The following is a 24705-nucleotide window of genomic DNA, read 5'->3' as shown; positions in this document are numbered from 1 at the left end:
GGCCGGCGCTCATGCGTATCTGATCCTGGGATCGATCACGCCATAGAGCACGTCAATCAACAAATTGATCGCGAGAAAGAACAGCACCACAACGAAAATAGAGCCCTGGACAGCGGGAATGTCACGCTGCAGCACACTGTCGACGAGCAGCGAGCCGATGCCCGGCCAGGAGAACAATTTCTCGACCACGACCGCCTGTCCCATCAACGCGCCGAATTGCAGGCCGATCGTCGTGAGAATGATGACGAGAGCATTGCGCATCACATGCCACTTCACGACCCGGGTCTCGCTCATGCCCTTCGAGTGTGCCGTCCGGACAAAATCCGCGGTCATGATCTCGAGAACCGCCGCGCGCGTCGTCCGTGCCAGCAGCGCCATTGGCGAGACACCGAGCGTCACCGCAGGCAGGATCAGATATTTGAGCCCTCCATCGCCATAGCCAAAACTCGGCAACCAGCCGAGTTTCAACGCAAACAGGTACATCAGCAGCAGCCCGAGCCAGAATTTAGCCATTGAAAGGCCGGAGACCGCCACGACCATCGAGATCGTGTCGACGATGCTGCCCGGCTGCAGCGCCGCGATGAACCCGAGCGGTACGCCGATCACAATCGCAAACATCATGGCGGCAAATATCAATTGCAACGTTGGCCACATTCGTTTGGCGATCATGGTCGTGACCGGCTCGCGCGTCCGGAACGACGTCCCCAAATCGCCTGTCGCGAGCTTGGCAATGTAGGCGCCGAAGCGGACGTAGACGGGATCGTCGAGGCCGAGTTGCTTTTTCATGCGCTCCGCGACCTGCGGGTCCGCCGCACCCCGGCCGTCATCGCTCATGCTCGATACGATACTGCCCGGAACGACGCTGAACAGCACAAAGATCACCAGCACGACAGCCAGCACGGTCGGAACGGTTTGCAGGATTCGACGGATCAGGAAGGCGAGCATTGCAACTATTCCTCCCTTCCTCCATCGTTGCTTGCGATGGAGGGAGGGCGAGCGCGCGTGTCACTTGGCGGGTGAGGTCTCGTCGACCCAGAGGTCTTCGACGTTTTGATGGGTCAGTTCCGTCGCGTTCAACTGAATCCCCTTGAGCCACGGCTGCACCGCCATGACCGCCTTGTTGTAGTTGAAGAACCAGACCGGCGCTTCGTCATAGAGCAGGGCATTGGCCTTTTGCAGCAGCTGGACGCGCTTGGCGGCGTCGTCGGTCTGCCCGGCCTCATCGATCATCTTGTCGAAGTCCGCGTTCTTGAAGGTCGTGTAGTTGCAGGCTGATTGCGGTGTCGATGAGTAGAAGCATTTCAGCGCCGCCTGGGGATCCGGGCCGGTCGCCATGGAATAGACATAGGCCTGGAAGTCGCCCTTGCGAAGGACCTCCGCCAGCACCGCGGTCTCGACCTGCTTGACCTTTACCTTGATGCCCACTCTGTCCAACATCGGAATAATGGCCTCGACGATCGGCAGGCCCCAGCTTTCATTCTGGCTCGTCGTCCATTCGAATTCAAAGCCGGTGGGATAGCCGGCGTCCGCAAGCAACTGCTTCGCCTTCGCGGGATCGAAGGCGTAGGGCTTCATCGTCTTGTCGTAGAGCGGCGAGGTCGAGGTCAGAGGCAGCCAGCTTGTGGCGCGATAGGCCTTGCCTTTGACCAGCTTGCTGATGATCAGGTCGGTGTCGATCGCATGGTTGATCGCCTGCCGGACCCGCTTGTCGGCGAACGGCTTGAATCCGGGATTCATCCCCATGTGACGCGTGAAGACCTCGGCGACTTCGACGATGGTGCCCTTGAGGTTGGGGTCGGCCTGATAGGCGACATATTGCGCAGGTCCCAGCACCGAGGTGTCGATTTCCTTGTTGCGGAAGGCGACGTCGCGCGCCGCGGCTTCGCCCATGGTCGAGACGATGAGCTTGTCGGCATACGGCTTGCCGGGCTTGTAGAACCTGTCCCACCGCTCCAGAACGACGCGCGATCCCGGCACATGCTCGACGAATTTGAACGGCCCAAGACCGATCGGCTTCTGGATGAAGCCCTCCTTCGCGCCTTCGTCGGCGGGATAGATCGAAGTTATCGCGGTGAAGAAGTAGAAACCTGGATCGACCTTCTCGGTCAGCTTCATTTCAAGCGTGAAGTCGTCGATTTTCTTCAGGCCGGAGATTTCCTTGGCTTGGCCCTTCTCGACCTCGGCCGCGCCCTCGATCACGCGGACAAAACGCGCCCCGGGATAGGCCTTGGAGCCGTCCATGACGCGATTGAAGCTCCAGATGACGTCATCCGCCGTCATCTTGCGGCCGTGATGGAAATAGGCGTCGTCGCGCAGCTTGAAGGTGTAAACGAGACCTCCGCCCGAGACGGTGACCTCCTTGGCAAGCTCCGGAACCGGCTTGCCCTCAGCGGAATCCCAGAAGTAGAGCGAGCGATGCAGGCCTTTGGCGAATATCTCGTCCTGGGCGCGCTGTGTCGTATGGATGTCCATGCTGGAGAAACTGGAGCCATAGGGCGCCGTCATACGAATGGTTCCGCCCTTGCGCGGTGTCTGGGCCTCCGCCGTGGCGGCGAGTGCCAGTCCCAAACCAGCCACGATCGCAATCTTCTTGAACATCATGCTTCTCCAACCGTGCAGAAGTGTCCCGATCAGCGAGTTGACCACTCGCAGCATGTCAAGCGCAAGGTCCTGATTAAGGCGAACGGGACCAATACTTGTGCAGCGTCAATGCGAGGGGTGGGACGACCTTGGAAAGGCAGCATGTGGTGCGCCATCTGGTCCGAGGTGTCGTCGGCGGGCCGACAAGGACGCGTGTCAAATGATGTGGGCAGGAGCGCGGAAGATAGATCGTTCACCGGAATTGATTTGATCGCTCTCGCCCCCTTGCGCGCAATTTGTGCGGGCATGCAAGCGATTGCGAGTGAACGGATTTTGGGTTCCGTACTGAATTCGTGAAGCTAGGTTCCGGAGACTAACCGTCGTATCCGAATGGCGCAGCCCCTCGGGAGATCATCCGGTGGCGAGAGCCCTCCGGCGGTCGATTCCGCGAGACATGCGTTTCGACGCGTGCAGCGTTTCCGAGGGATATTCCCCGAACAGCGATCGGTAGTAGTGCGAGAAGCGGCCGAGTTCGATGAAGCCGTGTTGCATGGCGATCTCGCCGATGGTGGCGGTGGCGGGGGTGTTTTGCCGCAGCGCGGAGTGGATCGCGCAGAGCCGCTTGCGGCGGAGGAAGGTGACCGGTCCCAAGCCCAGCATGTCGTAGAACGCCCGGTGCAGGCTGCGCCGCGAGACGTTGAACTGGGCGCAGATTTCCGAAATGTGCACCGGCCGGGAGCCCGCCGTGTCGAGATAGTGTTCGACGTTTCGAACGAGTTGCATGGCCTGCGGCACCGGACCCCGGTTCTCCGCGGGCAGGGCATCGATAATCGTCGCGGCCGTCGCATCGATGATCGACCGTTTCCAGAAATCGGCCAGTTCGTCTGATATGCTGGCCTGCTGTCGCGCCAGGCAGGGGACGATCTGCCGTATTCGCTGCGTCGCGATCAAGCCCGTCAGTGAATCCGCCCGATAGCGGTTTTTTTGGCACCAGGTCGCAGGGTCGCTCAATCTGGGCTCGCCCGCGAACAGGGAAGTCACCTCGGCAAGGTCGAGGCGGATCGCGGCATAGGCGGCGGCGCCGTGGAAGCTGCCGTCATGTTCGGTGCTTGGCGGCATGATCAGCACATCCCCCGGCAGCATGTCGAACGACCAATGGGTGACGCGTTCGCTGGCGCTGAGGAGCATGCCGATCACCAGCCTGTCGTCGGTCGCGATGCGCTGCGTCCGCACGCCGACCGAAAACGAACCGATGCTGAGCGAAAAATCCCCGATGCCGACATGGCTCAGCGAGCCGCGGAATTTTCCGCGCCCGAGTTGCGTCACCTCGACATGGGATCCCCGGATCGCCTGGTGCAGGCCCTCAAAACTGTCGAGGCTGGTCGTATTGATCTGGATTGACCGACCCATCGTCGGGCATCCCTGTTGTTAGAACGAGTTCGGGAAGAAATCGCGGAAATCGAAATTGGCTTCGGTGGCGTGTGCACCCTTGTCCATCAAGGGGAGCGCCGCGACTGCCATTCCCACCGTGCAAAAGGCCGAGCGCATCGCATCCTCCGCAGGAAGCCATCATCCCCACGCTGTAGTAAAATCCCCGGCAGAATCTAGCCACAACTTCAGGGCGACCACAATGAAATTCATCCGCGGTTGACGATTGAGTGCCGCGATGTGCACGCAAAACGCAAGGGGAGAATTGTCGTCGAATTGTTCGAGACGAGTTCAGCTTAAGTCAAGCCTTGGGGTTCATTTGGCACAAACTGCACGTCACTTCGGCTCGCCGATGATTTAGCCTGTGAAGCGAAGCACAAATATGGAAGTGGGGCTGACTGTTTGCTTTTCTCTGCCACGCGCCGAGAGCAGCAACGGAAAGGGTCTGCGATGCGCTCCCCAACAGCCGCTTCTGCACTTCGTAGCCATCCATCAGGGGAATTCAGCGGTACAATCTGCGCGGGAGTGTCGGCGACATGACGTTGCTGAACCCCGATCCCAAGCAAGACGATCGGCAATCGGGAGATAGCCGATTTGGCGACATGGTCTGGATTCCCGGTGGCACCTTTCGCATGGGATCCGACCGCCACTATCCGGAGGAAGCGCCGGCCCATCGCGTGACGGTTGATGGCTTCCGGATCGACCGCACGCCGGTGACGAACCGGCAGTTCAAGGCCTTCATCAAGGCGACCGGTCACAAGACCACGGCCGAGATCGTACCCGATCCCAAGGATTATCCCGGCGCCTTGCCGCATATGATCTATGCGGGCTCGCTGGTGTTCGGGCCGCCGCTGGCTGTGCACGGTCTGCTGGATTGGAACCAGTGGTGGCAATTCATGAGGGGTGCCTGCTGGCGGCATCCCTATGGGCCGAAGAGCAACATCAATACGTCGGATAATCATCCTGTCGTGCATGTGTCATTTTCAGATGCGCGCGCTTACGCGCAGTGGGCGGGCAAGGACCTGCCGACCGAAGCCGAATGGGAATTCGCCGCGCGTGGCGGGCTCGATGGCACGGAGTTCGCTTGGGGCGACGAATTTGCGCCCGGTGGCGTGCACATGGCCAACACCTGGCAGGGCGAGTTTCCCCGGCAGAACGGGCGCGACGACGGCTACGAGCGCACCTCGCCGGTGACGGCATTTCCGCCGAACGGCTACGGCGTGCACGACATGATCGGCAATGTCTGGGAATGGACGTCGGACTGGTACGCGCCGAAGCACGAGGCCGACGCGCCGAAGGCCTGCTGCATCCCCGAGAATCCGCGCGGTGGCCGCGAAGAGGCGAGCCACGACCCGCGTCAGCCTGACATCAGGATCCCGCGCAAGGTCATCAAGGGCGGCTCGCATCTGTGCGCGCCGAACTATTGCCGCCGCTACCGGCCGGCGGCGCGCCATGCAGAGGCGGTCGATACTTCGACGAGCCATCTCGGGTTTCGCTGTGTGAAGAGGGGAGCACCAGCGCGGTAACCGCCAGTCTTGCGTCTTCACAAAGAAGCAGTCTTCACAATGAAGCAGGAGAGTGAAATGCCGGGAGAAAGAAAAGAAGAAGCACCAGGTAACCCAGGACCGGACAATCGCATACTGAGCCGCCGCAACATTTTGCTGGCGGGCACGTCTCTCGCCGCCGCCACGGCAATCAATGCCGTCGATCGCACGCAGGTCGCACAAGCCCAGCAGTCCCAACAACCTCAGGCCGCATCGGGACGCAAACCAAACATCCTCGTGATCTGGGGGGACGATGTCGGCATTGCCAATATCAGCGCCTATTCGAACGGGCTGATGGGTTACGAGACCCCCAACATCGATCGCATCGGCCGGGAAGGCATCAAGTTCCTGCACTATTATGGCGAACAATCGTGCACTGCCGGGCGCGCGGCATTCCTGACCGGGCAGCACGGTATTCGCTCTGGCCTCACCAAGGTAGGCTTTCCCGGCGCGCCGATGGGAATGAGCCAGCTCGACCCGTCGATCGGCGGCCTGCTCAAGAATCTGGGTTACGCCACCGGACAGTTCGGCAAAAATCATGTCGGCGATCGAAACGAATCGCTGCCGACCGTGAACGGTTTCGACGAGTTCTTCGGCAATCTCTATCATCTGAACGCGGAGGAGGAGCCGGAGCTGCCGGACTATCCGAAGGATCCGGCCTACCGCGCCAAGTTCGGGCCGCGCGGGGTTCTCAAATGCAAGGCCACCGACCGCGAAGACGCTACCGTCGATCCGCGTTTCGGCAAGATCGGCCGGCAGACGATCGAGGATACCGGTGCACTGACCAAGAAACGGATGGAGACGATCGATGACGAGACTTCATCTGCCGCCATCGATTTCATGAAGCGCCAGCAAACAACGGGCAAGCCGTTCTTCGTCTGGTTCAACTCGACACGCATGCATTTGCGCACGCACGTCCGCGCCGATCACCGCGGGCGGTACGCGCACGGCGACAGCGAGTATGTCGATGGCATGCTGGAGCACGACGACACCGTCGGCAGCCTGCTGAAGGCGCTGGATGACATGGGGATCGCAAACGACACCATCGTCGTCTATTCGAGCGACAACGGGCCGCACATGAACACATGGCCGGATGGCGCCATGACCTGGTTCCGCGCCGAGAAGAACACCAATTGGGAAGGCGCCTTCCGGGTGCCGTGTCTGGTCCGCTGGCCCGGCGTGATCAAGCCGGGCACCGTCACCACCGAACTGATGAGCCACAACGACTGGGTACCGACGCTGGCTTCGATCGCCGGAGAGCCTGATATCGTGGGCAAGTTGAAGGCGGGCTACACGGCCAATGGCATCAACTACAAGGTGCACCTGGACGGGTATGACCAGTCCGCCTTCCTGCGCAACGTGAGTGGCACCGCCGGGAACAACAACGGCACCAAGAGCGCACGCGACAGGTTCTTCTACGCCGACGACGACGGCATGCTGGTGGCCATGCGCAAGGGCGACTACAAGTACGTCTACGCGGAACAGCGTGCTCCCGGACAGATGCAGGTCTGGGCCGAGCCCTTCACCAAACTCCGCCTGCAGAAGATCTACAACCTGTTCCAGGACCCGTTCGAACGGGCCGATATCACGTCCAACACCTACTGGGACTGGAATCTGAACCATGTCGGGCAGGTCTACGGCGTGATGGATGACGTCTTCGCATTCGTCGCGACGTTCAAGGAATTCCCGCCGCGATCGTTCCCGCCATCCTTTGTGCCGGCGACCATCATGGAAGACACGATCAGCGATCTCAAGGAAGCCCGCCGCCGTTCGACGGTGGGGGTCGCGAAATAGCACGGGGGATTCAGGTGCCGGCCGGGTGATCGGCCGGCACCTGTTCGAACCGCCGCTGTATCACGGGGAAGAAAAATGCCGATGGCTCCATCCCCATCCAGTTCGGCGCCTGCGACGGCAAGATTCCGAACTGCCTGCCGATCATGAAAGGCTGGAACTACACGGTGCGGCTCTATCGTCCGCGCGCCGAAATCCTGAGCGGCAAGTGGAAATTCCCGGAGCCGCAGCCGGCCAACTGAGGGATCAGTCATGAATGGCTACGATATCTTCGCCTGGATCGTTCTGATCATCCTCGTCGCCAGCGTGATCGGCGTATTCTGTATCGCAGGATGGCTGCCGGTGCATATCGCGAAGTCACGCGGGCATCCGTGGGCGCAGGCGGTGACCGTCGCGGGCTGGGTCACATTGCTCTGCGGCTTTGCGCTGTGGCCCATCGCATTTATCTGGGCCTATGTCGACGTGCCGGCACCGCGCAAGACGGAGCAGCACCCATGATCATCGCGCTGATGGCCGTTTATCTGGTGCTGCTGTTTGCGCTCGTCCACTTCGGGATTGTCCGCTTCAACCTGTTCTGGAAGTCCTCGCCTTTCATCGTGCTGCTGCTGCTCAACCTCGGGCTGTTCATCCCGATGGGGTGGGGAGCGCCGCAGGGGCCGGCACTGGTCGTTCGCAATGCCGTTGCGATGGTGCCGAGCGTTGCAGGCGAAGTGACGGAGGTTTCGGTGATCGCCAATACGCCGCTGAAAGCCGGTGACTTGTTGTTCAAGATCGATCCCACGCCCTACGAGGCCCAGGTGAAGGCGATCGAGGCGCAGCTCAAGCTCTCGGACATGCGCCTTTCCCAGATGACGACGCTCTACGAGCGCGATGCCGGCCGCGCGTTCGACGTGCAGCAGCGCCAGTCGGAAGTAGATCAGCTCAAGGGCCAGCTCGAAGGCGCGCAATGGAACCTGGACACCGTGGTCAAGGCGCCGGCCGACGGCTACGTCACCAACCTCGCGCTGCGCAAGGGCGCGCGGGTCGCCAACCTGCCGCTGGCACCGGTGATGGCCTTCATCGACACCACGAACACGATCATCGGCGTCGAAATAAACCAGATCGATGCCCGCTATATCGCGCCGGGTCAGGAAGTGGAGGTCACCTTCAAGTTCGCGCCCGGTCAGATCTATGCGGGCAAGGTCGAAAGCGTCCTGCAGGCGGTCGCGACCGGGCAGACACAGACGTCAGGCACGGCCGTTCTACCCAGGGCCATCGAAGCCGTTCCCTTTGTCGTTCGCGTGAAACTGGACGACGGCGAATTCGCCCGAAGACTGCCGGCCGGCTCGACCGGCACGGCGGCGATCTACACCGAACCTCAAGCCGACGCACATAATACGGCGCGTGCTGCTGCGGCAGGTCGCCATCACCAATTACGTCAACCCGTTCTGACCGAGCGAGTCCAAGATATGACGTTGAGCCATGCTGTGACGTTGGTGAAACGCGTCGCGCGCCCCGCGGTTTGGCTTCAAAACCTCCATCATCCGCCCTTGGGCTCTCCCCATAATTCCCGCTTTCAAGTGTGACGTAGACATCACAAATTCAGGCCCTCATGTCTGCTTTTGACCCAGGGGAACACCGGCAACGCGGCGCCGAAGTCCTTGACGCCACCCCAATTCGTGTCCATATGTCGGCCAGTCGACACTTGGCCGAACCGCTGGGCGCTTTGGCTTGCCACTGACAGGCACGCACGTTTCAGACCCTTCTCCAAAAATCGATCAACCGACAAAGGCGCCGATCGCTCGGTACCTCGATTTTACGTGCACTGTCAGAAGGGGAATCTCTGTGCCTAACACAGCCGTGCAGCGCTCTAACCGGCAAGAGGCCGTTGGCTTCATTCAACCGCCCAGTGGCGGCGATGACGTCCTCAACGCGCGGCGTTGGCAGCGCATCCTGAGCAACTACAGCACCCCAAATCGGCTGCGCAGCATTGCCGAACTGGCGATCACGGCCCTGCCGCTGGTGATGCTGTGGGCCGCGGCCTGGTTCACGTTCTCCCTCGGTCATGCCTGGGCGTCATTACTTATCGCTATTCCGGCGGCCGGCTTTCTCGTGCGCCTGTTCATGATCCAGCACGACTGCGGTCACGGCACCTTTTTTGCCGGCCGTCTGACGAATGACTGGGTCGGCCGCGTCCTTGGCGTGGTCACCTTCACGCCCTACGACTGTTGGCGCCGCTCGCATGCGATTCATCATGCGACCACCGGCAACCTCGATCGCCGCGGTATCGGCGATCTCGATACGCTGACCGTGCGCGAATACCGGGCCCTTTCAAGGTGGGGTCGTCTGAAATACCGCCTTTACCGCCACCCGCTGATCATGTTCGGGGTCGGACCAGCCTATCTGTTTCTCTTGCAACAGAGGCTCCCGGTCGGCCTCATGCGCAATGGCTGGCAGCCCTGGGCCAGCACAATGGCAACCAATCTCGCGATTGCCGTCATCGTCGCTGTGCTCACATGGTTCATCGGCATCAAGGCGGTCCTGCTCGTGCACCTTCCGATCATGCTCCTCGCCGCCACGACCGGCGTATGGCTGTTCTACGTGCAGCATCAGTTTGAGCACACGATGTGGGACCGCGACGACAGCTGGGACCTGCGTCAAGCCGCGCTGCACGGCAGCTCACATTATGAACTGCCGGCGTTGCTGCGCTGGTTCACGGCCAACATCGGTATTCACCATGTGCATCACCTCAGCAGTCGTATTCCCTATTACCGGCTGCCGCGCGTGCTGCACGACCATCCTGAGCTGCGCGACGTCGGCCGCATCACGCTGCTGCAGAGCTTTCAGTGTGTACGGCTGGTGTTATGGGACGAGGCGCAGCGCCGCCTGGTGTCGTTCCGGGAAATCTGAGCCCCGGGAATTTTCAGGAAGCCGCGCGTAGGGCGGAGGGCGGATTAGCCCAACGGGTCCGCGCAAAGCGCGGCCCGCGACGAGCGTAATTGCGCTCGCGCAGTGATGACAGGCTCCGGCGTAATCCGCCGCCAAGTCTCAAGTAAGATGGCGGATTACGCTTCGCTAATCGTACTGAGTCAAATCCGGCCTACGCGCCGCTATCAAAGCCATCGAGCGCGCTTGAAACGCACGTAGAGCACCGTGCAAAGCAGGACGATAATGCCGACGATGATAAAGTAGCCGTATTGCGTCTTCAACTCGGGCATATTTTCAAAATTCATGCCGTAAATCCCGGCGATCGCGGTGGGTACGGCCAGTATCGCGGCCCAAGCGGCCAGTTGCCGCGTGATCACGCCCTGACGCTGCTGCTCCAGCAGATTGCTCACTTCAAAAACCGAAGTCAGAACGTCTCGCAAGGAGTTCACCAACGCATCGACGCGTCGCACGTGGTCCAGGACGTCCTGGAAATAGGGACGAGCGTTAGCATCGAGGCACGGTGTATCAAGGTGGACAAGCCGGCCGCAAACCTCCGTCATGGGGCCGATGATCCTCTTAAACCGGATCAGTTCCTGGCGTAGCCCGAAGATCCGCTTGACCTCTGCACGGCTGAGGAAGCTGTCGAGAGCGCTTTGTTCCATGGCGAGGACGCGCTCCTCGATCGTTTCGACAATCGGGAGATAGCCATCAACGATAAAGTCGAGGATGGCGTGGAGAACATAGTCTGGGCCTTGGCCAAGTAAGCTAGGCGCCGCTTCGAGTTGCGCGCGGAGTTCGCTATGCGCCCGTGCCGAGCCATGCCGAACCGAAATGATGAAATTCTCCCCGACAAAAATTGCGGTTTCGCCATAGGCTATGTGGTCATGCTCAAGATGAGCGGTGCGTGTCATGACAAACAGTTGATCGCCGTAAACATCAACCTTCGGTATTTGGTTGGCTTTGAATGCGTCCTCAATCGCAAGAGGATGGAGTCCGTAGTTCTTCTCAAGTTGCTCAAGTTCTCGTTTCGAAGGTTCGAATAATCCGATCCAGACAAACTCGGATTTTCCCTTGCAATCGATAGGCTCGTCCAGGGAAACGACTTTTACATTCTTGCCATTACGATACAGGTGGGCTGCCACGACGCTCACAGCGAGCTTCCTCCGAACTTATTGAGCGGGGTGCACCATCCAATCAATTGAGCCGCTTGGCTACATTTTGTTGCAGTCCTGCAGCGCCTGAATCTCGCCCGCGGATTCAACCGGCGGGCCGGGCGTCGGCTCTCCCCGTGCATGTTGACGGTCAAGCACCAGGGCCAAGACACGCACAACGACGCTCACCAGCGTATCTGGTGCCGAAGGGCGTTCGTCCGGGTCGAATGAAACATGAGTTCCATATGTCATTCAGACCACGGCGACATCTGGAACGCGGGAAACGAGCTTACGGCCTGCTGCCGTCGGCGAGGATGATCATCGCGTTGACCGCGATGCTGACGGTCAGAAGCCCGCCGAGCAGCACGGCCAGCCGCATGGACTTTTTCGACATCCATTCCGCGAAAAGGGCGCGCCATTCCCAAACAACGGCTTGCGCAGACATGGCTCATTCTCCATTCCGTTCGGTCGCGATTTTCGACCGCACGCGAGAGATCGGCCTGCCGGCATATACAATCGAGAGGACGAGCCGGCCGGCGGTATAGGAACGTCATAAAGGTTCCATGCCCGCTGACTGCGCAGAGGGCGGATTAGCCCGATAGGTCCCGCGCAAAAGCACGGCCCGCGACGAGCGCAATTGCGCTCGCGCAGTGATGACAGGCTTCGGCGTAATCCGCCGCTGCATCCCAAATAACATGGCGGATTACGCCGCGCTTGATTCGCCTTGTGGCGCTCCCCGCCGCACCTTCCGATCATCTGTTCAAACGCTACGACGAGGTGATCGAACCGGACCTCTGTTTACTGCGGGGCCTTCAGTTTAACGCGGTGTATGGGGCTCAACCGCCAATTTTCGGACCTCAGCCTTGGACCTCAGCCTCGGACCTCAGCCTTCCTGGGCGGCGCGGGGCTCATTTTTCTTTGGCTTGGTTCGAACGGTGGCCGGAGCTGCGATCTTGTCCCTCATTTCAGCACAGGTCTTGCGTACCTCCGCCATCACCAGCGAATAGGTCTCAATCTGGAGGAAGACGCGCTTGGCCTCCTGGCGGTATCGCTCCGCGGTTTCCTTGAGCTCATCGATCACGACGAGCGTCTCGCGGCTCATGGCCTCGCATTGCTTGACGTGCTCGACCAACTCGACGCCGAGGGCCTCGATGTCTTTCGCCACAGCTTCATATTCGCGGACAACAGCCTCCGCCGACAGCTTGCCGATCTCCGTGGCCCCGTCGCGATGCTCGACATAGTCGGGCAGCGCGAGATCCGGCGCGCGTACCGAAGGCGGCGCGAAATCGCTCGGCTGGGATTCGCGATCCTGCGGCAGCTTTCGAAATTCTTCCTCGATCTCGCGTTCAAGATCGATCGCATCAAAGATCGGCGGTTTGGTCGACTGCGCCATGACAATGCTCCTTGAATGAAAATGTGAGCGGGCAGGCAAAATGCTGCTAAAGGGTTAGCTGCTCGGGAAAACCAAGCAACAGAAGCCCTTTGGTAAGCTTATTAGTTAAGCTTTATGTCCGCGCTGCGGGTTAATTCTGGAACCGCAAGAAACTCCCGCCTGCGCGCTGAAAGCGGCGAGGACGTCGTCAGACAAGGTCGCCACCAGACAAGGTCGTCATCAGACCAAGTCGTCATCAGACCAAGTCATCCTGGGCTGCGGCTAGTTCACGGGTCCCTGGCCGCCCATCGTCTCCATCTCCGGCTCCTCGGGTCTGACGCCCTGGGCGCGGTTGACCAGCATTGTGATCACCCAGAGCACGACGCCGATGGCGATCAAGACCCCGGCGACGTGGTACTGAACGATCGCCCGTCCGGTCCATGGCCCGGCCAGGAATGCGCAGGTGATTGCGCCCAGCACCGGCAGGATCGTCGGCGTGCGAAAATGGTCGTGCGCGACGCTATCCTTGCGCAGCGCCAACACCGCGATATTGACCACCGTAAACACGCAGAGCAGCAGCAGCGCGGTCGTTCCGCCGAGCGCAGGCACTTCGCCGACGATGGTGATCAGTCCGAACGCCAGCAGCGTGGTGAAGCCGATCGCGATATAGGGCGTACGCCGGCTCGCATGCACCTTGCCAAGCAACGGCGGCAGCACATGTTCGCGGCTCATGCCGTAGACGAGCCGGCTCGCCATCAGCATGTTGATCAGGGCGGAGTTGGCGACCGCAAACATGGTGATGAAGCCGAAGATCCAGACCGGAAAGTTCGGCGCGCCGGCCTGCACCACTTTCAACAGCGGCGTCTCTCCTTCGCCGAGCTGCGCCGGCGGAACCAGCGTAATCGCCGAGATAGAGACCAGCACGTAGATTGCGCCGGTGATGAACAGGCCGGCGAGCAGCACTTTTGGGAAATCCCGTGTCGGCTGCTTGCATTCCTCGGCCATATTGACGGAATCTTCGAAGCCGACCATGGCGAAGAAAGCGAGCGTGGTCGCGGCGATTACCGGCCAGATCAGACCGGTATCGCCTGCCTTGAACTGCATGACGCGCGAGACATCACCCTGACCCAGGCTGATCGCCCACAGGCCGATGACGATGATGATCAGCAGGCCGGTTAGTTCGACGCAAGTCAGGACTACATTCGCTTTCACGCTTTCGCCGACGCCGCGGAAGTTGACCGCGGCAACGATCGCCATGAAGACGAGACCCGTCATGGTGATGCCGAACCCCGACAAGCCCAGGCCAAGCGCGCTCGACATGTTTGCAGAGAAAGCTCGCGAAGCCGTGGAAGCGGAGGTAATTCCCGAGCACATCACCGCAAACGCAACGATGAACGTGACAAAGTGGATGCCGAACGCCTTGTGGGTGTAGAGCGCGGCGCCTGCGGCCTTCGGATACTTGGTGACGAGTTCGAGATAGCTCAGCGCAGTGATCAGCGCCACGACAAAGGCGACAAGGAACGGCAGCCAGACGACGCCGCCTACCTGGTTGGCCACCTGGCCGGTGAGTGCATAGATGCCGGTGCCGAGAATGTCGCCGACAATGAACAGCAGGAGGAGCCACGGGCCCATGACCCGGCGCAGGCTCGGCTCGGCATCAGTGGCAGGTGGTGCAGGTATCGCGGCTTTCAAGGAGAGATCGGTCATCGCGCAGCCTCTCAACTGATCTCGCGCGAGCACTGTTGTCCGCAAAGCTGATACCGGCTGTTGCGACTCACGCGTGCGTTTGGCGTCATTGCCAGCACACAGCGTATTGGCTTTCGCGCCGCCGCCAAGACTTATTTGCGGTGATGATCGAACTGCGATGTGGAAAGCGCGTGCGGGTGCGAAATGGAACCCGCACCGCGACCGTCTCGAAGCCGTTCAGTGGCGGGTGATTGGGATGGTAGTCGCGCAAGCCGAAGAAGAATTGAGTAAAGTTTTCCCACTCCCACTTTTGTGGGCGCCGATCATCACGGCGGCAAATATCCAGGTTGAGTAACGGCCGTTCGACCTTGCATACTCTCTAACCATTCGGAGGAAAAGCGATGCAATTGCGGGTCTTTGGGCGCACGGGAATGCGGCTTTCGGTGCTAGGCTTCGGTTGCGGCGCGGTGGGCGGATTGATGGTGCGCGGCGATGCTGCCGACCAGGAGCGAACCATCGCGCGGGCGATCGCCGCCGGCGTCAACTATTTCGACACCGCCGTGCAGTACGGCGACGGCGAATCGGAGAAGAACCTTGGCCGCGTTTTGCAAAAGCTGAAGCCGGCCGACGTCGTCGTCGGCACCAAGGTCCGGTTGCCAGCTAGCGAGACCGGCCGCGTTGATGATGCGGTCGGAACATCACTCGAAGGCAGCCTGACGCGGCTGCGTCTTGAACAGGTCGACATCCTTCATCTGCACAATCCGATCACCGAGAACGGCGGCGGATCGGCGCTCAGCGTCCGGCAGGTGCTCGACGATGTGGCGCCGGCGTTCGAGCGCCTGCGCCAGCCGGGCAAGATTCGCTTCCTCGGAATGACGGCGCTCGGCGATACGGCGGCGCTGCATCAGGTGATTGGTGCGCGCGTCTTCGACAGCGCTCAGGTCGTCTACAACGTGCTCAATCCATCCGCGGCCTGCGAATTGCCGGCGCGCTATCCGGCGCAGGACTATGCACGATTGTTCGATGCGACCCAGGCCGCCGGCGTTGGCGTCGTGGGCATCCGCGTGCTGGCCGGCGGCGCGCTGTCGGGCTCGGCCGAGCGTCATCCGATCGCGGGGCCGGCGCCTGAGCCGATCGGCTCGGCGATGAGCTACGATGCCGATATCGATCGCGCGCGCCGCCTGATGCCGCTGATAGAGGAGGGGTTCGCCACCAGCCTGACCGAAGCCGCCACGCGGTTTGCGCTGTCTCATCCGGCGATGGGTACGATCCTGGTCGGCATGGCGACGCCGCAACAATTCGAGGACGCGCTCGCTGCTGCCGAAAAAGGTCCGCTGCCGCAAGCTGCGCTCGACCGGCTTTCGGCGCTGCGGCAGGCCTTTTCAGGCGAACCGCGATAAGCATTGATGGTGGGCACGGCGTGAAGAACGCCTTTGCCCGCCCTACAAAGCAGCGTCGATCTTGCTGTCCGAATTCTGCAGCGCGGGCGCCAGCGTGGCGTCGGGCTGCGGTGTGATCGCCGGCAAGGTCGGGCGCTTATACGGATGCGGATCCTTTCGTCGAACGCCAAAATGGCAAATGACAGTGTCGATGCTTTCATCTGGCCTTCGCAACCTTCGTCCATGCTGCGCCAGCCAGGCCTGTATCCTTGCGATCGAAGCCCGGCCGACCCCGCTGATCTCGGAAAGCTCACGCCTTGTGTGCAGGGATATGATCTCGGGAAGGAAAACGGCGCGATCGGCAGCGCACCGCACGACGAATGATGCATACGGCGCATTCGTCATCAACTGGATGATCCGGTCCGGCAGATCCGCGCCGGAAGTGACGGCAACCTTGTTTGCTCTTGTCATGAAGCAGCTTGATCCTGAATACGATAGGTGGGGTGAACCTGAATCATCCTAAGGTTGCTCGCAATCATACATGACCGCGTCAAATTATCACGCGCCATGAATTGACGTGCTCAACGCAGTCAGCACTTTAGAATTAGAACAATTAGAAACTCCAGCGCTCAACTTGGGCAATCGACTTGCAACGTTGCCCGGTTGTCACAGACGCAATTCGTCGTGCACGCACACCATCATCTTAGATGACTTCTACTCGCCCATTCGACTTGGGAAGTTAGAACGACTTCGTGAGAGTTGGGGTGAAAGTATGACGTATGCGATTGCGACCGGAAATGTTGTGCGTGCTATTTCGTTGGGGGCGGTGAGCTATCTTGCTCTTTCGCTGGATTTTGCAAGTGGTCAGAAAGCATTCGCGCAATCGAATTTGCCGCCGGTCACCGTGGATGCTCCAGGGCAGCAACGTGCGCGGCCCGCGGCGCCGAGATCGCAGACATCCACCTCGCGCGTGCAACGGCGTGTTGCTGCACCGGCGCCTCGCCGCGTGGAGGCGGTTCCGTATGTGACGCCTTCGACCGGAACGCTCGGCGCACCGCCGGCTCCCTATGCTGGCGGACAGGTGGCGACGGGCGGCAGCCTCGGACTGCTCGGCAACCGCGGCGTGATGAATACGCCGTTCAACCAGACCAGTTACACGGCAGAACTGATTGCAAACCAGCAGGCACGCACCGTCGGCGATGTCCTGTTCAACGATCCGTCGGTCCGGATGAAGACGCCCGCCGGCAACGGCATCGACGGCCTCTACATCAGAGGTTTCTACCACGACAGCGGCGACTTCTTGATGAACGGCCTCTATGGAATGGCGCCGTTTTATGCATCATCGGCGAATTTCCTCGATCGTGTCGAGGTTCTGAAGGGGCCGGGTGTGCTGCTCACCGGCATGCCGCCCGCAGGTGGCATCGGAGGCAGCATTAACCTGGTGACGAAGAGCGCGCCCGACTTCGACATCACGCAGCTGACCACTAGATATATATCCAAATCCCAAGTCGGAGCGCTGGTCGATGTGGCACGGCGCTACGGCGAGCACAAGGAATGGGGAATCCGGTTCAATGGCGGGGGAGGAGGCGGACAGACCGCGTTCGACCGGCAGACCGATCAGATCGGCAACGCCGTACTCAATATGGACTACCGCGGCGAGCGTGTGCGCTTCTCCGCGGATCTCGGTTACCAGGCCGAAAATCTTTCGCCGCCGCTGCGGTTTCTGACGTTCAACACCAGCCCTCCTTTTGCGACCAGCATAGCGGTTCCGCCGGCACCGGCAGCCGGCACCAATTACATGCCTTCCTGGGCGACATGGAAGCCGAGGGATACGTTCGCGATGGCGCGCGGCGAAGTCGATCTGACCGAGTCGATCACTGCATATGGCGCGTTTGGATATCACAAGAGCGAGATCGACTTCATCTATCCGTCGCCGCGCATCACGAACGCCAACGGCAACTGGACGGCCATTCCGTTCAATGGGCGTGACGTCTATGACAATTATGCGGGTGAGGTCGGCGTTCGCGCTTCGGTCGACATCGGGCCCGTCAACCACCTCCTGACTGTCAACTACTCGGCCTTCGATCGGGACTACAGCTCATTCGCCAAGGGAGGCGCAGCAGTCTCCTCGAATCTGTACAACCCGGTCCCGCTCCCCTTCCCGAACTTCAACCTCGTCGCCCAAAATCTGCAAACTCAGACAAAGCTTACCAGTGTCGGCATCGCCGACACGATGTCGATGTTCAACAACAGGCTTCAGTTCGTCGTTGGGGCCAGACGGCAGACGGCGGGTGCGGAAAGCATCAACGCCTTGATCCCTGCCAACAACTCGCGCGTCGATGTTCCGACCTGGAGCCCCGGCTTTGCAGCAATCGTGAAGCCGCTGGAAAACGTCTCGCTCTATGCGAACTATATCGAAGGCCTCAAGGCGCCGGAAGTCGTCACCGGTGTCGCGACGTACTCGAACGTCGGAGATATCATTCCGCCTGCTCAGACCAAGCAGAAGGAAGCCGGCTTCAAGATCGATATGGGCCGCGTCACCTTCACGGCGAGCGTGTTCGATATCACCAGCCCGAACACGATGTCGGTCCCTGTGCCGGGAAAGATCTTGCCCGCAAGGCGACTTGCCGGCGAGCAGCGCAATCGCGGCGTCGAGCTGTATACCTTCGGCGAGGTGACGCCGACGTTCCGGGTGCTGGGCGGCGTGACTTTCATCGACGGCGAAGTGGTCAAGCAATCAGTCTCGCTTCCGACTCTGGGGACCATTTTCAACTTCAACGGCAAGAAGCCCGTGGGTGTGTCGGAGTACAATGTCAATCTTGGCGCCGAATGGGACACCCCTTTCCTGAACGGGTTCACGCTGACGGGCCGCGTTATCTACACCAGCGAGAGTTACGCCAACGATGCGAATACGCAGGAGCTGCCGGCGTGGACGCGGGTTGATCTTGGCGCGCGCTACACGTTCCTGTCACCCTGGAACGGCAAGCCGATCGTCGTTCGCGCCAATATCGAGAACGTCTTCAACGAGGCGTACTGGAACTCCTATCGTACGGTCAGCAGCGCCACATCCCTCGGCGCCCCGCGCACGTATCTCCTGTCGACGACGTTCAATTTCTGAGCGGAGGGAGCGCAATTTGGCGGCGGCGAACTCCAGTGTTCCGGAACCGGGCCGCCTGCATCCGTGGCTGCGTGCGCTGCTGGCCGGGCCGTGCGCGCTGGGGCTCACGGTCCTCGTCATCGCCGTGATGCCGTTCTGGGTGCCCAAGGGAAGCGGCGGAGTTGACCACATCGCGTTGCCGTTGTTCTTCATGCCGGCGATCTGGGGCTTGATCTTCTTCTATGCCTTGCTCGACCGGAGCCTCGGCCGCATCGCGATCATCATGACGGGCATCGCCGTCATTCACCTGATCGCGTTAAGAGCTATTCTGTTCGGCTGAGACGATCCTTCGACCCCGCGGAGAAGCCGTGATTAACCTGAAAGCGCGCGAAACCAGGACGCTGGTGGCGGTCCACGGTTGGGCCGGCGCATTGCTGGGCCTGTTGCTGTATGCCGTCATCGTAACCGGCACGGCCGCCGTGTTCGCGAACGAAATCAAGGCCTGGTCGGGCGGGCTGCTCGGAACGAGCGAGCCGCTGAGCCAGCCGCTCGATGCCGTGCTCGCGCGGCTGGAGGCGGAAACGCCCGCTCAGTTCCGCGAGGACCTCTCCTTGCGGGCGACGCCTGCCGGCAATGTGTGGGCGTTCTTCCACACCGACGAGACCATCAATGGTGCGCGGCGCGAGCGCGGAATCCTCACCACGATCGGGCCGGAGGGCCGGATCGTCTCGCGCGCCGAAGGTTTTGGCAACGAACTCGCGGCCAACGATCCGTTCACGGCGCTCGGGCGCTTTTACGTCGAGCTGCATGTGCGGCTGCACCTGCCGAATCCGTGGGGGCTGATCCTCACGGGCATTCTCGGTCTCGCCATGCTGGTGGCGGCGGTCTCGGGCATCCTGATGCACCGGCATTTGTTCAGGGACATCTTTATCCTGCGCGGACGTGACCGGCTGGTCGGCCTGCGCGATCTGCATTCCGTTGCCGGGACGTGGACGCTGCCGCATGCCTTCGTGCTCGCGTTCACCGGCGCCTATCTCAGCTTCACCATCGCGGTCGCCTTGCCGATGCTGGCGAAGATCGCGTTCAAGGGCGATGTGCGCGCGATGGTCACGACGCTCAACGGGATGCCCATGGTCGATCCGCGTCCTGCCGCATCCGCCAATCTCGACGACATCCTGTCCGATGCGCGCAGGCGCGCCGACGCGCCGCTGTTGTTTGCCGCGTGGGAAAACCGCGGCCGCGCCGACGCGCGCATTACCGTATTTCCGGCGCCCAGGCGCGGCGATCTGTCGGCGTCGCGCCTGATCTACAATGGGGCGACCGGCGAACTCATTCGCGAGCGGCCGATCGTCGGCACAAAACCGTCGCTCGGGGCATCCTTGCTCGGTCTGATCGGCCCGGTTCACTTCGGCAATTTCGCTGGATGGTGGTCGCGCGCCGTGTGGTTTGCGCTTGGCGCGGCCAGCGCCTACGTGGCCTGGAGCGGATTGAATCTCTGGGTCCGGCGACGCGCCGACCAGCGCGGCTGGCGCGTGCTCGGGCGCGTGACCGCGTGGGTGGGAGGCGGCCTGCCTTTTGCGATGGCAGCGGCAGCCGCGGCCTACTTCATCAGCCTGCCATCGCTGGCATCCGTGTTCTGGACGCCGGCGGCCTTTCTGATCGCTGCCGCACTCGCCCTTGTCCCGGCACTGCGGATGCGATCGATCGAGCGGGTTCCGCCGCTGCTGTTCGGCGCGACCGGCGTGTTGCTGATGGCGCTTCCGCTGCTGCGTGCCGCGGCCGGCGGCCCAAATTGGCGCGCAGCGCTTGCGACCGGGCAGAGTGCGGTGCCGGTGATGGATGTCCTGGTCGCGCTCGGCGGCGTCGCATGCGTGCTGTCCGCCACCATGGCATTGCGAACCCGCGAGCCGGCCGCATTCGACGCGGGCTCCTTCGTGCAGTCCGCCGAATGATGCTGCTCGGCTGGCTCGGCCTGTCCGGCGCACTGGCCAGCGCCGCCTGCATCGCGCTCCTCGCGGCGGCCGATCCGAAGCGTCGCGGTGTCGCCCTCGCGCGGCCCGGCTTGCGGCGGTGGCTCGTAGTCGCGACGTTCATGCCCGGCCTCGCACTCGGCCTCGCCGGCCGCTGGAGCGATTTCCTGATCTGGGTCGGCGCGGCCGCCATCCTGGGATGGGCGGTCGCAGCACTGGCCAACATGCGCCGAAAGCCTCGTTCATAGGGCGTAGGGCTCTGGCGGATGCCCTTCCATTTTGGGCGGTTCGACCGTATCTTTCTCTCATGACAAAACTGCTCGAAAAAGCCTTCGAAGCCGTGCGGCGCTTACCTCCTGACAGCCAGGATGAAATCGCGCTCGCCATGCTGACCCTCAGCGGCCATGAGGGAGAGCCCGAGGAGATCGATCCCGGGCATCTTCCCGCCGTGCTGGAAGGGCTTGCGCAAGCCAAGCGCCGCCAATTCGCAACCGATGCCGAGGTCGAAGGCGCGTTTCGTCGCTTCGAGCAATGAAGCTTCGCTTCACGCCGCGTGCGGGCCGCGATTCCAGCATCCCGCCCGCGAGCGCGAACATTCGGATGCCTAACGGCGTGGGTCCCGGCTCTGCGGAGCAGCGCTCACGCGCTGCACCCCGTCCGGGATAGGCATCTACAACGTCACCACGATCTTGCCGAGGTGCTTGTTGGCTTCCATGTGCTCGAACGCTCTTCCGATTTCGGCGAAGGGATAGACCTTGTCGATCGGCAATTGCAGTTTTCGCGATTCCACCGCGCCCCAGATGTCTTTCCGGACCTCGTCGAAAATCTCGCGGACTTCCTCGATGGTGCGGGTGCGGAAGGTGACGCCGATATAGTTGATGCGGCGGGCGGCGTGCAGGTCGAAATTGAAATCGGCGTGGGTGCCGCCGAGCCGGCCGACATTGACGATGCGGCCCTTGACCTTGGTTGCCGCGAGATTCTGGTTCGCAACCTTGCCGGAAACCTGGTCGACGATCAGGTCGACGCCTTCGCCATTGGTGGCTTTCAGCACCTCGTCGACCCAGCCGGGATCGCTGGAATCGATCGCCAGATCGGCGCCGAACTCCTTCAGCCGCCCGCGTCGCGTCGCGTCCGTCGAGGAGCCGATCACGAGTTTTGCGCCCTTGAATTTTGCGATTTGCATCGCCATCAAGCCTACGCCGGAACTGGCGCCCTGGATCAGGACCGTCTGGCCTTTCTGCAGCGCGCCTGACGTGACGACCGCGTTGTGCATGGTGGCGAGCGCGACGGGGAGGGTGGCGGCTTCCTCGAAATTCATGTTCGAGGGCGCGCGGAACAGCCGGCCATGGTCGGCCAGCGTATACTCGGCAAACGCCGCGCCGCCCGAGCCCATGATCTTGTCGCCGACCTTGACGCCTTTTGCATCAGGGCCGAGTTCGGCGACTTCGCCGGCCCATTCCATGCCGAGCACGGTGCCGACGCCGCCGGCCGCGCCATGCACGTGGCCCTTGGTCATGCCGAGATCGGCGCGGTTGAGGCCGCAGGCATGGACCTTGACCAGCACCTGCGTGCCCTTCGGCGAAGGTTTTGCAATTTCGGTGATTTCAGCGCCGTTGGCGCTGTAGACATAGGCTTTCATGGGCTCTTCTCTTTAGTTGGCCACGCAGGCCGCTTGCTCGGCGGCCTGTCTTTTTTACTTGCGTCAAGCCGCCTATTCGGCGGCCTGCCGCTGGGCGCCCGACATCATGCCTTCGAGCCGGCTACGGATGATCGCTTCCGCATCGCGCATGATGCGCGACACCAGTTCGGCGCAGGTCGGAATGTCGTGGATCAGGCCCTGGACCTGGCCGGCCGACCAGATGCCTTCATCGGCATCGCCTGACGCGTAGACCATCTTGCCGCGGGCGCCGGCGACCAGTTCGCGCACGTCCTCGAACTTCGCGCCTTCCTTCTCCATCGCCACCACCTTGGTCGAGATCGTGTTCTTGGCGACGCGCGAGGTGTTGCGCATGGTGCGGAAGATCAATTCGGTCTCGCGCTCGTCGTTCGCAACGATGCGCTCCTTCACGAGCTGATGGATCGGGCTTTCCTTGGTGCACATGAAGCGCGTGCCCATGTTGATGCCCTCGGCGCCGAGCGCGAGTGCGGCAACCAGGCCGCGGCCGTCGCCGAACCCGCCGGAGGCGATCATCGGGATCTTGATCTTGTCGGCGGCGGCCGGGATCAGGATCAGGCCGGGGGTGTCGTCCTCGCCGGGATGTCCGGCGCATTCAAAGCCGTCGATCGAGAGCGCATCGACGCCCATCCGCTCCGCCGACAGGCCGTGACGGACACTGGTGCATTTGTGGATGATTTTGATGCCGTGCTTCTTGAACTCGGTGACGTGCTCCTGCGGCTTGTTGCCGGCGGTCTCGACGATCTTGATGCCGGCCTCGATGATGGCCTGGCGATATTCAGCATAGGGCGGCGGCTTGATCGCGGGAAGAATGGTCAGGTTGACGCCGAACGGCTTGTCGGTCATGTCGCGGCAGCGCGCGATTTCCTTGGTGAGATCCTCCGGCGTCGGCTGCGTCAGCGCGGTGATCAAGCCGAGCGCGCCGGCATTGGCGACGGCAGCAACGAGTTCGGCGCGGCCGACCCATTGCATCCCGCCCTGGACGATCGGGTGCTCAACGCCAACGAGTTCGGTGAATCGCGTCTTCATGTCTGCCCTCTGGTTTCCCCGGCACGGAGGCCCGCGCACGTCTTTTGTGAGAATTCGAGGGAAGGATGCCGTCAGCTCCTGCAAAAGTCTACGGGGAGGAGGCGGAGGTCAGGGCAACGCCATCATGCAAAAGCGGGACCTTGTTCCGCAGTGCGAACAATTTCCGCGTGGAGTCCCAGCATTTTCGGAGATCATTAGCTAACCGGACATGCTGCCCATATCGACCCTTTTGATCCAACTCGGACATTGCACTCGCTTGCATGCTCGAATTGCTTCTTCCGGCCGAGGCCACCGTCTTTCGTCGGGTTATCGAATATCCGAGCCGCGTTTCGGTGCCCGAAGTGCGTATAGTCTTTGGTAGATCATCGACTCCGGTATCCAATCAAGCAAGGTGTGCCCGAGTGGCAGCTTGATCAGGCCAGCGATAATTCTGGATGAAGGCGGATACCAATAAACTGACAGGTTATAAAATCTTAGGGGAGTGAACCCCAAAGTCGTAAACTCGTGCATCAATCGCTTATGACTGAAGTGCCTTCTGTAATCCACAATTGGACCCGAGAGCAGAAGTATTTTGTCAGGGTGTTCTTTGGCAACTTTCTCCAGGAACACTCCCTGCTCTTGAAAGGACAGATAGTAGACGCATTCGAGAGCCGCGATCACGTCGTAACCCTCAAATGAGGCTTGTAAAAAATCAGCGCATTCAAATCGGGCGTTTGGCAGGTTCAGCGATTTAGCGCGAGCAATCGCTACATCACTTATGTCGATGCCAACCACGGATCGTGCTTTGTTAAAAATTGTTTGGGTCAAGTGACCTTCACCACAACCCAGTTCAAGAACGGATTTGCCCCGGATGAACGGCTTCAGGCGTCGGCGCAACACCTTATCCCTGAACTGCGCGTGGGAAATATGCCAGGGGTCTGGAGTGGCGTAATAGAGATTGAAATCTGCGGCCGTTCGCATCGCTGGTTTCCGCATTTGCGCCTGGTTGGAAAACAAGAGTTCTTCGCGATCTCCCAAAACTGATTGTCGGTGCCAGCAGGCGCGATCCCGGCGCTTCGCGACTTTCCTTTGGGGGCAACGCCTATTGCATTTTCAC

The 24705-nt window shown here is 61.2% G+C and carries 21 protein-coding genes and 2 pseudogenes; 12 read left to right on the top strand and 11 right to left on the bottom strand.

What is annotated here, in order from left to right:
• Window positions 1-9: 9 nt before the first annotated feature.
• The 3 genes from C7G61_RS05165 to C7G61_RS05155 all read right to left on the bottom strand — a co-directional run bounded on the left by C7G61_RS05165 (window position 10) and on the right by C7G61_RS05155 (window position 3990).
• The gene (locus tag C7G61_RS05165; RefSeq protein ID WP_108513019.1) at window positions 10-945 is read right to left on the bottom strand and encodes an ABC transporter permease; all 936 of its coding nucleotides are present in this window, start codon (window positions 943-945) and stop codon (window positions 10-12) included.
• A gap of 60 nt (window positions 946-1005) precedes the next feature.
• Window positions 1006-2601, bottom strand: a complete 1596-nt coding sequence (locus C7G61_RS05160) for an ABC transporter substrate-binding protein (RefSeq protein WP_108513018.1) — start codon at window positions 2599-2601, stop codon at window positions 1006-1008.
• 390 nt (window positions 2602-2991) lie between these two features.
• Window positions 2992-3990, bottom strand: a complete 999-nt coding sequence (locus C7G61_RS05155) for a helix-turn-helix domain-containing protein (protein WP_108513017.1) — start codon at window positions 3988-3990, stop codon at window positions 2992-2994.
• A 554-nt stretch (window positions 3991-4544) separates the two neighbouring features.
• Between C7G61_RS05155 and C7G61_RS05150 the strand changes: the two genes are divergently transcribed.
• The 6 genes and pseudogenes from C7G61_RS05150 to C7G61_RS05125 all read left to right on the top strand — a co-directional run bounded on the left by C7G61_RS05150 (window position 4545) and on the right by C7G61_RS05125 (window position 10232).
• Window positions 4545-5534, top strand: coding sequence for a formylglycine-generating enzyme family protein (locus tag C7G61_RS05150; protein ID WP_108513016.1), 990 nt, complete (start codon window positions 4545-4547; stop codon window positions 5532-5534).
• 57 nt (window positions 5535-5591) lie between these two features.
• Window positions 5592-7346 (top strand): arylsulfatase, encoded by a 1755-nt coding sequence (locus C7G61_RS05145; RefSeq protein ID WP_108513015.1) that lies wholly within the window; start codon window positions 5592-5594, stop codon window positions 7344-7346.
• Between the two features lie 59 nt (window positions 7347-7405).
• Window positions 7406-7585: pseudogene (locus tag C7G61_RS05140) on the top strand (carboxylesterase); the annotation flags it as partial.
• A gap of 10 nt (window positions 7586-7595) precedes the next feature.
• Entirely contained in the window at window positions 7596-7841 is a 246-nt protein-coding gene (locus C7G61_RS05135; RefSeq protein WP_108513014.1) for a DUF3302 domain-containing protein, read from the top strand.
• Window positions 7838-8774, top strand: a pseudogene (locus C7G61_RS05130) (HlyD family secretion protein). The gene C7G61_RS05135 and the pseudogene C7G61_RS05130 overlap by 4 nt, the downstream one beginning before the upstream one ends.
• A 444-nt stretch (window positions 8775-9218) precedes the next feature.
• The gene (locus tag C7G61_RS05125; RefSeq protein WP_190241707.1) at window positions 9219-10232 is read left to right on the top strand and encodes a fatty acid desaturase; all 1014 of its coding nucleotides are present in this window, start codon (window positions 9219-9221) and stop codon (window positions 10230-10232) included.
• Between the two features lie 203 nt (window positions 10233-10435).
• Here C7G61_RS05125 and corA read toward each other — a convergent pair whose 3' ends face one another.
• From corA to C7G61_RS05105, 4 genes are all read right to left on the bottom strand, one after another.
• The gene (gene corA, locus C7G61_RS05120) at window positions 10436-11401 is read right to left on the bottom strand and encodes a magnesium/cobalt transporter CorA (RefSeq protein WP_108513013.1); all 966 of its coding nucleotides are present in this window, start codon (window positions 11399-11401) and stop codon (window positions 10436-10438) included.
• A 289-nt stretch (window positions 11402-11690) separates the two neighbouring features.
• A complete protein-coding gene (locus C7G61_RS44490) occupies window positions 11691-11846 on the bottom strand; it encodes a hypothetical protein (RefSeq protein WP_190241674.1) in 156 nt (51 codons plus the stop codon).
• 438 nt (window positions 11847-12284) lie between these two features.
• Entirely contained in the window at window positions 12285-12794 is a 510-nt protein-coding gene (locus C7G61_RS05110; RefSeq protein WP_108513011.1) for a hypothetical protein, read from the bottom strand.
• Between the two features lie 261 nt (window positions 12795-13055).
• Window positions 13056-14480, bottom strand: a complete 1425-nt coding sequence (locus C7G61_RS05105; RefSeq protein WP_108513010.1) for an APC family permease — start codon at window positions 14478-14480, stop codon at window positions 13056-13058.
• A 380-nt stretch (window positions 14481-14860) separates the two neighbouring features.
• Here C7G61_RS05105 and C7G61_RS05100 point away from each other — a divergent pair, with 380 nt between their 5' ends.
• Window positions 14861-15859 carry an aldo/keto reductase gene (locus tag C7G61_RS05100; protein WP_108513009.1) on the top strand — a complete coding sequence of 333 codons (999 nt, stop codon included), beginning with the start codon at window positions 14861-14863 and terminating at the stop codon, window positions 15857-15859.
• 42 nt (window positions 15860-15901) lie between these two features.
• Here C7G61_RS05100 and C7G61_RS05095 read toward each other — a convergent pair whose 3' ends face one another.
• Window positions 15902-16309, bottom strand: coding sequence for a hypothetical protein (locus C7G61_RS05095; protein ID WP_108513008.1), 408 nt, complete (start codon window positions 16307-16309; stop codon window positions 15902-15904).
• 106 nt (window positions 16310-16415) lie between these two features.
• Between C7G61_RS05095 and C7G61_RS05090 the strand changes: the two genes are divergently transcribed.
• From C7G61_RS05090 to C7G61_RS05070, 5 genes are read left to right on the top strand one after another with little or no spacing between them, the layout of a single operon-like run.
• On the top strand, window positions 16416-18956 hold the full coding sequence (locus tag C7G61_RS05090; RefSeq protein WP_420836735.1) for a TonB-dependent receptor: 2541 nt from the start codon (window positions 16416-16418) through the stop codon (window positions 18954-18956).
• A 16-nt stretch (window positions 18957-18972) separates the two neighbouring features.
• Complete coding sequence (locus tag C7G61_RS05085) at window positions 18973-19275, top strand: hypothetical protein (protein WP_108513006.1); 303 nt, start codon at window positions 18973-18975, stop codon at window positions 19273-19275.
• Window positions 19276-19303: 28 nt separating this feature from the next.
• A complete protein-coding gene (locus C7G61_RS05080; protein WP_190241673.1) occupies window positions 19304-20887 on the top strand; it encodes a PepSY-associated TM helix domain-containing protein in 1584 nt (527 codons plus the stop codon).
• Complete coding sequence (locus tag C7G61_RS05075; RefSeq protein WP_108513004.1) at window positions 20884-21153, top strand: hypothetical protein; 270 nt, start codon at window positions 20884-20886, stop codon at window positions 21151-21153. The genes C7G61_RS05080 and C7G61_RS05075 overlap by 4 nt, the downstream gene beginning before the upstream one ends.
• 59 nt (window positions 21154-21212) lie before the next feature.
• On the top strand, window positions 21213-21440 hold the full coding sequence (locus tag C7G61_RS05070; protein ID WP_108513003.1) for a hypothetical protein: 228 nt from the start codon (window positions 21213-21215) through the stop codon (window positions 21438-21440).
• Window positions 21441-21575: 135 nt separating this feature from the next.
• Here C7G61_RS05070 and C7G61_RS05065 read toward each other — a convergent pair whose 3' ends face one another.
• The 3 genes from C7G61_RS05065 to C7G61_RS05055 all read right to left on the bottom strand — a co-directional run bounded on the left by C7G61_RS05065 (window position 21576) and on the right by C7G61_RS05055 (window position 24569).
• Window positions 21576-22544: a zinc-binding dehydrogenase gene (locus C7G61_RS05065; protein ID WP_108513002.1), complete on the bottom strand. Its 969-nt coding sequence runs from the start codon at window positions 22542-22544 to the stop codon at window positions 21576-21578.
• 72 nt (window positions 22545-22616) lie between these two features.
• Window positions 22617-23609: an NAD(P)H-dependent flavin oxidoreductase gene (locus C7G61_RS05060; protein ID WP_108513001.1), complete on the bottom strand. Its 993-nt coding sequence runs from the start codon at window positions 23607-23609 to the stop codon at window positions 22617-22619.
• 306 nt (window positions 23610-23915) lie between these two features.
• Window positions 23916-24569, bottom strand: a complete 654-nt coding sequence (locus C7G61_RS05055) for a class I SAM-dependent methyltransferase (RefSeq protein WP_210205910.1) — start codon at window positions 24567-24569, stop codon at window positions 23916-23918.
• Window positions 24570-24705: the final 136 nt, after the last annotated feature.

Origin of the sequence: Bradyrhizobium algeriense (assembly GCF_003062295.1) — a bacterium.
GTDB lineage: Bacteria > Pseudomonadota > Alphaproteobacteria > Rhizobiales > Xanthobacteraceae > Bradyrhizobium > Bradyrhizobium algeriense.
The sequence above is the reverse complement of the archived record's forward strand: the minus strand, read 5'-3'. Positions and strand labels throughout refer to the sequence as shown.

Coding starts and splice junctions, on each gene's coding strand:
- C7G61_RS05160 (WP_108513018.1), bottom strand. CDS start 2,601: ATGATGTTCAAGAAGATTGCGATCGTGGCTGGTTTGGGACTGGCACTC.
- C7G61_RS05060 (WP_108513001.1), bottom strand. CDS start 23,609: ATGAAGACGCGATTCACCGAACTCGTTGGCGTTGAGCACCCGATCGTC.
- C7G61_RS44490 (WP_190241674.1), bottom strand. CDS start 11,846: ATGTCTGCGCAAGCCGTTGTTTGGGAATGGCGCGCCCTTTTCGCGGAA.
- C7G61_RS05150 (WP_108513016.1), top strand. CDS start 4,545: ATGACGTTGCTGAACCCCGATCCCAAGCAAGACGATCGGCAATCGGGA.
- C7G61_RS05155 (WP_108513017.1), bottom strand. CDS start 3,990: ATGGGTCGGTCAATCCAGATCAATACGACCAGCCTCGACAGTTTTGAG.
- C7G61_RS05165 (WP_108513019.1), bottom strand. CDS start 945: ATGCTCGCCTTCCTGATCCGTCGAATCCTGCAAACCGTTCCGACCGTG.
- C7G61_RS05095 (WP_108513008.1), bottom strand. CDS start 16,309: ATGACAAGAGCAAACAAGGTTGCCGTCACTTCCGGCGCGGATCTGCCG.
- C7G61_RS05145 (WP_108513015.1), top strand. CDS start 5,592: ATGCCGGGAGAAAGAAAAGAAGAAGCACCAGGTAACCCAGGACCGGAC.
- C7G61_RS05100 (WP_108513009.1), top strand. CDS start 14,861: ATGCAATTGCGGGTCTTTGGGCGCACGGGAATGCGGCTTTCGGTGCTA.
- C7G61_RS05135 (WP_108513014.1), top strand. CDS start 7,596: ATGAATGGCTACGATATCTTCGCCTGGATCGTTCTGATCATCCTCGTC.
- C7G61_RS05075 (WP_108513004.1), top strand. CDS start 20,884: ATGATGCTGCTCGGCTGGCTCGGCCTGTCCGGCGCACTGGCCAGCGCC.
- C7G61_RS05065 (WP_108513002.1), bottom strand. CDS start 22,544: ATGAAAGCCTATGTCTACAGCGCCAACGGCGCTGAAATCACCGAAATT.
- C7G61_RS05070 (WP_108513003.1), top strand. CDS start 21,213: ATGACAAAACTGCTCGAAAAAGCCTTCGAAGCCGTGCGGCGCTTACCT.
- C7G61_RS05055 (WP_210205910.1), bottom strand. CDS start 24,569: ATGCGAACGGCCGCAGATTTCAATCTCTATTACGCCACTCCAGACCCC.
- C7G61_RS05105 (WP_108513010.1), bottom strand. CDS start 14,480: ATGACCGATCTCTCCTTGAAAGCCGCGATACCTGCACCACCTGCCACT.
- C7G61_RS05110 (WP_108513011.1), bottom strand. CDS start 12,794: ATGGCGCAGTCGACCAAACCGCCGATCTTTGATGCGATCGATCTTGAA.